This window comes from Bradyrhizobium sp. (assembly GCF_049512235.1).
Classification (GTDB): Bacteria; Pseudomonadota; Alphaproteobacteria; order Rhizobiales; family Xanthobacteraceae; genus Bradyrhizobium.
This window is the reverse complement of sequence record NZ_JBEKXH010000639.1, coordinates 1-3,244: the sequence shown is the minus strand read 5'-3', so window position 1 is coordinate 3,244 and position 3,244 is coordinate 1. Positions and strand designations below refer to the sequence as shown.

The window sequence follows — 3,244 nt, the reverse complement described above, 5'->3', positions numbered from 1 at the left end:
CGCGCGGTCTCAAGAGTGAAAGATAGAGTTGGCCGCCGTGGTGCGGCCTACGCGATCCTGCGCACCCAGCCTTCGCTGTCTTCGACATCGCCGCGCTGGATGCCGACGAGCCTTTGCTTCAGCGCTGACGTGATCGGGCCGCCGGCGCCGTCGCCGATGACGATATCGCCGCTCGCGCTCTTGATCTGGCCGATCGCCGAGACCACCGCGGCCGTACCGCAGGCGAAAGCCTCCCGCAGCCTGCCGCTTAAGGCATCAGTGCGCCATTGCTCGATGCTGTAGCGCTCCTCGCGGACCGCGCGGCCCTCGCCGCGGGCGAGCGTGATGATCGAATCCCGGGTGATGCCGGGCAGGATCGTGCCGCTCAGCGGCGGCGTCGTCATCGAGCCGTCGTCGAACACGAAGAAGATGTTCATGCCGCCGAGTTCCTCGACCCAGCGATGCTGGGCGGCGTCGAGGAATACGACCTGATCGCAGCCGTGCTCGATCGCCTCGGCCTGGGCGAGCAGGCTCGCGGCGTAATTGCCGCCGCACTTGACCGCGCCGGTGCCGCCCTCGGCCGCGCGCGTGTAGCGGTCGCTCAGCCAGACGGTGACGGCCTTGGCGCCGCCCTTGAAATAGGAGCCGACCGAGCTCGCGATCAGGACGAAGAGATATTCGTGGGACGGGCGAACGCCGAGAAAGGCCTCGGTCGCGAACATGAAGGGGCGCAAATAGAGGCTGCCTTCGTCGCCGGGAATCCAGGCCGCATCGATCTTCACCAGTTCGTCGACGGCCTGCAGGAACAGGGCTTCCGGGAGCGCCGGCATGGCAAGGCGCGCGGCGGAGGCCTGGAAGCGCCGCGCATTCTGCTCGGGCCTGAACAGGGCAATGCTGCCGTCGCTGCGGGTATAGGCCTTGAGGCCCTCGAAGATTTCCTGCCCGTAGTGCAGGACGGCGGCCGCCGGATCGAGCGCGATCGGCTCGCGAGCGCACACCCGCGCGTCGTGCCAGCCGCGATCCTGGGCCCAGCGGATGGTCACCATATGATCGGTAAAGACACGGCCGAAACCCGGATCCTTCAAAAGGTCTGCCCGCGCCTCGGCGCCGACGGGTTTGCTGGTCGGGCTGCAGGAAAAGGCGATCTTCGGTTGCGCGTTCATCAGGCAGGTCCGTGGCTGGTGTGGTTTCGCTTACGTCCTATAAGTTACTACGCTTGGCCCCCTGCGTCCCGCGACCGGCCCTGGGGCCGGGGTCCCACGAAGGGACATGCTTTTGCGGACGGCGGAAGTCCAGTATGTTTGTCGAAATGGCGCTTCCCAATTCGACGGTCTATCGCTTCGCGGCACCGGCCGCTACCTCAGGCCTTGTTCTAACAGCTCGACGTGCCAAAGCGGACGAAACGTTCTAATGTTTCACTGCAGCTGCCATTTTTGTAACATTGGATCGAAGATATGTCAATATGGCTGACATAAATTTCGCGAACCGCCCCACCGGGTCCGATTCGCGGCCGAACCAGCCGCGCGAATCCGTGCTTCAAACGGCCGATTTACGTTGGGATATCATCGAGTTGTTGTTCTTTGCCTATCGCGATTTCGTCGGCGATGCCGATCATGAGCTCGAGGCTTTCGGGTTCGGGCGGGCCCACCACCGGGTGCTGCATTTCGTCCACCGCTATGCCGGTTTGAAGGTGGCCGATCTCCTGGACGTGCTGCGCATTACCAAGCAGTCGCTGGGACGGGTTCTCAAGCAACTGCTCGACGATGGGTATATCGTGCAGAAGACCGGCAGCAGTGACCGGCGGCAGCGCCTTCTTTTTGCCACTGCAAAGGGCGAGGCGCTGGTGGCGAAGCTCGCAGGGCTGCAGACGGACCGCATCGACCGCGCGCTGCGCGACCTCGGTCCGTCCGGCACCGAGACGGTGCGCCAGTTCCTGCGCGCGATGATCGATCAGGACGATCCCGACAAGGTGCTGGCGGCGATCTTCGCGGCCAGCAACGCAACCGCAAAGGAATGATCGTGCCCTTCGCCGCAACCGCCACGACGCCGCCGCCGCAACCGGCCGATGACGCCCCGCATCTTTTGCTGGTCGATGACGACCGCCGCATCCGCGATCTGTTGTCGCGCTTTCTCTGCGGCGAAGGCTACCGCGTCACCACCGCGATGAGCGCCAAGGACGCCCGCGCCAAGCTGCTCGGCCTGCATTTCGATCTCCTGATCCTTGACGTCATGATGCCCGGCGAAACCGGGTTCGATCTCGCCCGCTTCATCCGCACCTCTTCCTCGGTACCGATCATCATGCTGACGGCGCGCGATGAAGCGGCAAGCCGCATCGAGGGCCTGCAAATCGGCGCCGACGACTACGTGGCAAAACCGTTCGAGCCGCGCGAACTGGTGTTGAGGATCGGCAACATCCTGAAGCGGAGCGCACCGCCGCCGGCGCAGACGCTGGAGCAGGCCGCGTTCGGACCCTATGTCTATCATCTGGAGCGCGGCGAGTTGCGCAGCGGCGCCGAGGCCATTCATCTCACCGATCGCGAACGCGAGATGTTGCGCATTCTCGCCATCGCCCGCGGCGAGACCGTGCCGCGCAGCGCGCTGACCGGCAACGGCACCGTCAACGAGCGCGCGGTCGACGTGCAGATCAACCGCCTGCGCCGCAAGATCGAACGCGATCCCGCCAACCCGCTGTTCCTGCAGGCCGTTCGCGGCATCGGCTATCGCCTGGTGGCATCGCCTTGAGCCCTTGCCGACCGGTCCTGCTCTTGCTTGCCTCGGCTTGCGCAGGAATGCTTGTCTTGCGCGGGGAGGCTCGCCCGATGAAGCTCGCCCGATGAGCACCCTCGACACCGGCATCACCCTGTTGCGAACCGCAAAGCGCAGGGTTTCGGCGGTCAACAGCTGGATGGGCAATGCCTTCAAGGGCTGGATGCCCACGGGGCTTTATGCCCGCGTGCTGCTGATCACGATCGTGCCGATGGTGGTGCTGCAGTGGGTGGTGGCATTCGTGTTCTTCGACCGGCACTGGAGCACCGTGACCCAGGATCTTTCCAGGGCGCTGGTGCAGGACGTCGCCAGCCTGATCGATGTCTACAAGAGCTATCCGCAGGACAAGGACCGCACCCAGTTGCGCCGCATCGCGCAGCAGCGGCTCGGTCTGGTGGTCGATTTCCTTCCCGTCGGCGACATGCCGGCACCCGGCCCGAAGCCGTTTTTTTCAGTGCTCGACTATTCGCTGTCGTCACTGTCGCGGCAGCTCAGCCAG

General features: G+C 64.7%; 3 protein-coding genes and 1 pseudogene. 3 read left to right on the top strand and 1 reads right to left on the bottom strand.

The features are described from left to right. Positions 1 to 47: 47 nt before the first annotated feature. On the bottom strand, positions 48 to 1,142 hold the full coding sequence (locus ABSG20_RS33170) for a branched-chain amino acid aminotransferase (protein WP_423868665.1): 1,095 nt from the start codon (positions 1,140 to 1,142) through the stop codon (positions 48 to 50). Between the two features lie 299 nt (positions 1,143 to 1,441). Between ABSG20_RS33170 and ABSG20_RS33165 the strand changes: the two genes are divergently transcribed. The 3 genes and pseudogenes from ABSG20_RS33165 to ABSG20_RS33155 all read left to right on the top strand — a co-directional run. Next, positions 1,442 to 1,996, top strand: coding sequence for a MarR family winged helix-turn-helix transcriptional regulator (locus tag ABSG20_RS33165; RefSeq protein WP_423868664.1), 555 nt, complete (start codon positions 1,442 to 1,444; stop codon positions 1,994 to 1,996). Beyond that, positions 1,993 to 2,721: a response regulator gene (locus ABSG20_RS33160; RefSeq protein WP_423868663.1), complete on the top strand. Its 729-nt coding sequence runs from the start codon at positions 1,993 to 1,995 to the stop codon at positions 2,719 to 2,721. Before ABSG20_RS33165 ends, ABSG20_RS33160 begins: the two co-directional genes overlap by 4 nt. A gap of 91 nt (positions 2,722 to 2,812) precedes the next feature. Then, a pseudogene (locus tag ABSG20_RS33155) lies at positions 2,813 to 3,244 on the top strand (two-component sensor histidine kinase); the annotation flags it as partial.

Bases quoted from the DNA above. Each gene is read 5' to 3' on its own strand.
- ABSG20_RS33165 (WP_423868664.1), top strand. From the start codon at position 1,442: ATGGCTGACATAAATTTCGCGAACCGCCCCACCGGGTCCGATTCGCGG.
- ABSG20_RS33160 (WP_423868663.1), top strand. From the start codon at position 1,993: ATGATCGTGCCCTTCGCCGCAACCGCCACGACGCCGCCGCCGCAACCG.
- ABSG20_RS33170 (WP_423868665.1), bottom strand. From the start codon at position 1,142: ATGAACGCGCAACCGAAGATCGCCTTTTCCTGCAGCCCGACCAGCAAA.